Origin of the sequence: Streptomyces calidiresistens (assembly GCF_014141525.1) — a bacterium.
GTDB lineage: Bacteria > Actinomycetota > Actinomycetes > Streptomycetales > Streptomycetaceae > Streptomyces > Streptomyces calidiresistens.
In genome coordinates this window covers 1-5003 of the sequence record NZ_VKHS01000399.1, presented here as the reverse complement: position 1 = coordinate 5003, position 5003 = coordinate 1, and the positions used below count along the sequence as shown (strand labels likewise).

At 73.1% G+C, this 5003-nt stretch carries 6 protein-coding genes; 1 reads left to right on the top strand and 5 read right to left on the bottom strand.

Annotated elements, in window-relative coordinates:
• Nucleotides 1–558 precede the first annotated feature (558 nt).
• Complete coding sequence (locus tag FOE67_RS16290) at nt 559–930, bottom strand: MerR family transcriptional regulator (RefSeq protein WP_182664945.1); 372 nt, start codon at nt 928–930, stop codon at nt 559–561.
• Nucleotides 931–991: 61 nt separating this feature from the next.
• On the opposite strand from FOE67_RS16290, the gene FOE67_RS16285 reads away from it, so the two are divergent.
• Nucleotides 992–1699, top strand: coding sequence for an SDR family oxidoreductase (locus FOE67_RS16285; RefSeq protein ID WP_182664943.1), 708 nt, complete (start codon nt 992–994; stop codon nt 1697–1699).
• Here FOE67_RS16285 and FOE67_RS30080 read toward each other — a convergent pair.
• The 4 genes from FOE67_RS30080 to FOE67_RS16270 form a co-directional block, all read right to left on the bottom strand.
• Nucleotides 1678–1800, bottom strand: coding sequence for a hypothetical protein (locus FOE67_RS30080; RefSeq protein ID WP_267133338.1), 123 nt, complete (start codon nt 1798–1800; stop codon nt 1678–1680). The genes FOE67_RS16285 and FOE67_RS30080 overlap by 22 nt on opposite strands.
• A 130-nt stretch (nt 1801–1930) precedes the next feature.
• Entirely contained in the window at nt 1931–2536 is a 606-nt protein-coding gene (locus FOE67_RS16280; protein ID WP_182664941.1) for a flavodoxin family protein, read from the bottom strand.
• 149 nt (nt 2537–2685) lie between these two features.
• Nucleotides 2686–4317 carry a precorrin-2 C(20)-methyltransferase gene (locus tag FOE67_RS16275; RefSeq protein ID WP_182664939.1) on the bottom strand — a complete coding sequence of 544 codons (1632 nt, stop codon included), beginning with the start codon at nt 4315–4317 and terminating at the stop codon, nt 2686–2688.
• Between the two features lie 2 nt (nt 4318–4319).
• Nucleotides 4320–4946 carry a precorrin-8X methylmutase gene (locus tag FOE67_RS16270; RefSeq protein WP_182664937.1) on the bottom strand — a complete coding sequence of 209 codons (627 nt, stop codon included), beginning with the start codon at nt 4944–4946 and terminating at the stop codon, nt 4320–4322.
• Nucleotides 4947–5003 lie beyond the last annotated feature (57 nt).

Sequence of the window (5003 nt, the reverse complement as noted above, 5' to 3'; positions counted from 1 at the left end):
GGTTCTTTCCCTCCCGTACTTGAAAAGAGCCGCAGGTTCACCGACCGTCGGAAAACCGCCGCCCGGTGAACCGACCACCGGCAACCGGCACACCGGACCGCTGTCCACCCTGCTCCGGCGGGGTCGAGGTTCGCCTCCGGTTCCGTCCTCGGTGCTGCCGAGTGGGGAGTCCGCAGCCCGTCGCGCGGCTCGCTCATCCCGGGGCGGTCCCTGCTCGGAGCAGACCTGCACGAGTACCGTCGTTCCGCCCTCACCCCCCTCGGCGCGCGAGGTGCCTCCCTGCCGATGCCGATGCCGATGGCGAAGTCGAGGCGCAGGAAGCCGGAGAACGTCCGCCGCTGCTTCGAACCCTCCCCCGGGGGCGTTCTCCGAGCCGGCCGGCCTGCTCACCCCGGGAGGCGGTAGCCGCTGAGGACCTGTGGGGGCGCCGTCAGGATGCGATGGGCCCGGTGGGATGAATGCGGCCGGGAAACGGTTCTTGTGTTGCTGCCCGCCGGCATCGTCGGAACAGCTTCTCTCGTTGCAGTCGGTGCCGCAGGGGCAACGCGTGCGATGCGGCTACGTCGCCGGGCACGCAGCCGGGGTGTTCTCGTACTCGGCGGAGAGGCGGATCAGCTCATCGAGACGATCGTGAGCTTTGGTCAGGTCGTCGATCCGAGCCCTGATGCGGGCACGCTCGTCCATGAGTCGGCGTGTCATCCGCGGGGTCGCGACGAGGGTGTCCAGGAACGGAAGGATCTCCCGGATCGCCTTACTGGCCAGACCGGCCGCGTAGAGGAGTTGGATGAACTTCACCCGTTCGACGGCGGACTCGGGGTACCGCCGGTGGCCGCTGGGGCTGCGGTCGGCGATGACGAGCCCCCGCTCTTCGTAGTACCTCAGCGCACGGACGCTGACTCCAGCGCGTTCGGCCACCTCTCCGATACGCATGACACCTCCCGTCGCTCCGCACTTGATCCTCACGTTGACGTGAGGTTCTAGCGTACGTCTCATGAACATCAACGGAGCCACCGCGCTCGTCACCGGAGCCAACCGCGGGATCGGCCGTCACCTCGCCGCCCAGCTCGTCGAGCGAGGCGCGAAGGTCTATGCGACCGCCCGTCGTCCCGAGTCCATCGATCTCGACGACGTCGAGATCCTCGCCCTGGACATCTCCGACCCGGACGCCGTCACAGCCGCAGCCCGCACGGCGGGCGATGTGAACCTGCTGGTCAACAATGCCGGCATCGGAGGCGGCACCCTGCTCGGCGACCTGCAGGCGGTCCATGCCGCACTGGACGTGAACTTCTGGGGCACGCTGTCGATGGCCCGCGCCTTCGCACCGGTCCTTGCGGCGAACGGCGGGGGCGCGATCGTGAACATGGCCTCTTCGGCATCATGGTTCGTCTTCCCCGGCAGCAGCGCCTACGCGGTTTCGAAGGCAGCCGTCTGGAGCATGAGTCAAGCGCTGCGCCGGGAGATGGCCGGTCAGGGCACGCTCGTCACCTCGGTGCATCTCGGGGCGGCCGACACCGACATGACGAAAGGTCTTGACGTGCCCAAGATGGAGCCGGCCGATGTCGCCCGAATCACCCTCGACGGCGTCGAGGCCGACGCCGTCGAGGTGGTGGTCGATGAGTTCACCGAAATGGTCAAGGCATCGTTGAGCCGCGACCCGCGGGAGTTCGACAAGCGGTTTCAGCAGTTGCTGAACTCCTGACCGCGGTCCGGGACTTTCGTTGAGGAGCGGCGGTGGTGGCCGTACGACTCCAGGCCATCCGCGCCGACCTGCCGGGCGACCTCCGACCCGGCTGTGGCCATCACCCCTCGTCCGTGGCTTCTTGCCCCGCAGCCGCCCCCGGCCACCGGTCGGAAGGGGAAGCGGCCCCGGCGGGGCGCGAGGCGCCGTGACCCCGGGGTCCGCCGATCGTGCCCCGCCGGGGCCCGGTGCTCAGGACGGGGGCGGGCCGATCGGGTTGGCGATCAGGGCCCGGGCCACGGCGTGCAGGTTGGCCGCCATCGCCCGTCCCGTGGAGGCGGACCACTCGTGCCCCTCGTCGGTTTCCGTGTAGCTCGGGCCGGGCCCCGGGCCCCGGTTCCAGTAGGTCCACGCCTGGCCGGGAACGGTGTAGCCGATGTCGATGAGCCCGCCGGCGACCTCCGAGATCACGTGGTGGGCGCCGTCCTCGTTACCGGTGACCACCACACCGGCGACCCGGTTGAACGCGACGGGCCGCCTCTCGTCGTCGGTCTCGCCCATCATGCCCTCCATCCGTTCCAGCATCCGCTGGGCGATGGAGGAGGGGTGGCCCAGCCAGGTGGGCGTGGCCACCACGAGGATCCGCGAGGCGACCAACCGTTCGTGGACCTCGGGCCACTGGTCGTCCCCTCCCATGTCGGTCGCGATTCCCGGCGGGATCCGCAGGTCGGCCAGACGGAGGGTGGTGACCTCGACGCTCCTCTCCCACAGGGCCCGGCTCACCACCTCGGCCAGGCGCTCGGTGTTGGACGGTTCGGGGGAGGGCTTCAGGGTGCAGTTGAGGACCAGCGCGCGCACGGCTCTCCAGACGTTCCGGGGGGACACGGACCAATCCGGCCCGTGCCCGGCACCGTAGGAGCGGCCCCGGGCCCACCGGGGCAGGCACGCCGCGCGACCGCCCGGCGCGACCCCATCGGGCCGCGCCGGGGCGCCGGTCGACGGGTCGATCAGCGGGCGGGGTAGCGGCGCGGGGTGTGCACGGCGTCGCCGCCGGGGCGCGGCACGAGCGTGGTCAGCGAGGAGCCGACGAGCAGGATCGTGCGCATGTCCACGTCCGCCGGGTCCAGGTCGGTCAGGCGCACGGTGCGCACCCGCTCCGTCGGCCCGCCCACGTCCCGGGCCAGCACGACGGGGGTGTCCGGCGCGCGGTGTTCCAGCAGCACCTCGCGGGCCTTGCCGACCTGCCAGGTCCGGGACCGCGAACCGGGGTTGTACAGGGCCAGCGCCAGGTCCGCGCCGGCCGCCGCGCGCAGTCGCTCCTCGATCACCTCCCACGGCTTGAGCCGGTCGGAGAGGGAGATCACCGCGTAGTCGTGGCCCAGCGGGGCGCCCACCCGGGAGGCGGCGGCCTGGGCGGCCGTCATGCCCGGCACGACCCGCACCGGAACCCCGGTGTACGGCTCGCGGCAGGCGACCTCCAGCACGGCGCTCGCCATGGCGAACACGCCCGGGTCGCCGGAGGAGACCACCGCGACGCGGCGGCCCCGGCGGGCGAGGTCGAGGGCGAACTCGGCGCGTTCGGCCTCCACCTTGTTGTCCGAGGGGTGGCGCCGCTGGCCGGGGCGGACCGGCACCCGGTCCAGGTAGGTGGTGTAGCCGACGAGGTCCTCGGCGTCGGCGAGGGCGCCGCGCGCCTCGGGGGTCAGCCAGCGGGGGCCGGCCGGACCGGTGCCGACGACGACCACCCGACCGCGCGGTGCCGTCCCGGGCTCCTGCGGTGCGGTGTCGCCGGTGGCGTCCCCGGCCGCGTCCCCGGTGGTCCGCCCGGGGCCGGTGGCGTCCCCGGCCGACGGGTTCACGGCCGCGGCGGGGTCCGGGGCGCCGATCCGGCTCGGCAGCACCGCCAGCGAGAAGTACGGCACCGAGTCGGCGTCCACGTCACCGAGGAACCCGGTGCGCTCGTCCTCCATCGTGGCCCGCTCCACGTACCGGGCCTCCGCCAGCCGCCCGGACGCCTCCAGCGCCCGCCGCACGGCCGGGAAGGTACGGCCCAGCTTCATGATCGCGACGGCGTCGCCCGCCTCCAGACGGGCCGTCAACTCCTCCTCCGGCAGGGTGCCGGGGAGCACGGTGAGGGTTTCCCCGCCCTCCACCAGCGGCACGCCCAGCCGGGCCGCCGCCGCGCCGACCGAGGTCACCCCGGGGATCACCTCGGTGGGGAAACGGTGCGCCAACCGCTTGTGCATGTGCATGTAGGAGCCGTAGAACATCGGGTCGCCCTCGGCGAGGACGGCCACCGTGCGGCCCGCCGCGAGGTGGGCGGCCAGCCGTTCGGCGGCCTCCTCGTAGAACTCCTCGATCGCCCCCCGGTAGCCGCCCGGGTGGTCGGTGGTCCCGGTGGTGACCGGGTAGATCAGGGGTTCCTCGATGTGGTCGGGCCGCAGGTACCGTTCGGCGATGGAGCGGGCGATGGAACGCCCCTTCCGCGCCCCGTGGTACGCGACCACGTCGGCCCCGGCGATCACCTCGACGGCCCGGACCGTCAGCAGGGAGGGGTCGCCCGGACCCAGCCCCACGCCGTACAGCCGGCCGGTGCCGGTGCCGTTCCCGGTGCCGGGAGTGCCCCCGTCGGTCGGCACGCTCACTCCTCCTCGCTCGCGATCGCGTTGAGCGCCGCCGCCGCCATGGCACTGCCGCCGCGCCGGCCGCGCACCACCAGGTGCTCCAGCCGGGCGGGGTGCTCGATCAGGGCCTCCTTGGACTCGGCGGCGCCGATGAAGCCGACCGGCACGCCGATGACCGCCGCCGGGCGGGGCGCGCCCTCCCCGATCATCTCCAGCAGCCGGAACAGCGCGGTCGGGGCGTTGCCGATGGCGACCACGGCACCGTCGAGGCGGTCGCCCCACAGGTCGAGGGCGGCCGCGCTGCGGGTGGTGCCCATGAGGGAGGCGAGCCCCGGCACGGGGGCGTCCCGCAGGGTGCAGATCACCTCGTTGTCGGCGGGCAGCCGGCGGCGGGTGACGCCCGCCGCGACCATCTCGGCGTCGCACAGGATCGGCGCGCCGGCGTTCAGGGCGGCGCGCGCCCGGGACACCACGGCGGGGGAGTGCGCCAGGTCGCGGACCAGGTCGGTCATGCCGCAGGCGTGGATCATGCGGACCGCGACCCGGGCGACGTCGGCGGGCAGGCCGTCGAGGTCGGTCTCGGCGCGGATGGTGGCAAAGGACTGCCGGTAGATCGCGGCGCCGTCCTTCTCGTACTCGATCACTGTGTCGTCGCCTCGGGGCCGGGGTCGGGTGGGGGTGCGAGCCGTTCGCCGGTGTTC

Bases quoted from the DNA above. Each gene is read 5' to 3' on its own strand.
- FOE67_RS16290 (WP_182664945.1), bottom strand. From the start codon at position 930: ATGCGTATCGGAGAGGTGGCCGAACGCGCTGGAGTCAGCGTCCGTGCG.
- FOE67_RS16285 (WP_182664943.1), top strand. From the start codon at position 992: ATGAACATCAACGGAGCCACCGCGCTCGTCACCGGAGCCAACCGCGGG.
- FOE67_RS30080 (WP_267133338.1), bottom strand. From the start codon at position 1,800: ATGGCCACAGCCGGGTCGGAGGTCGCCCGGCAGGTCGGCGCGGATGGC.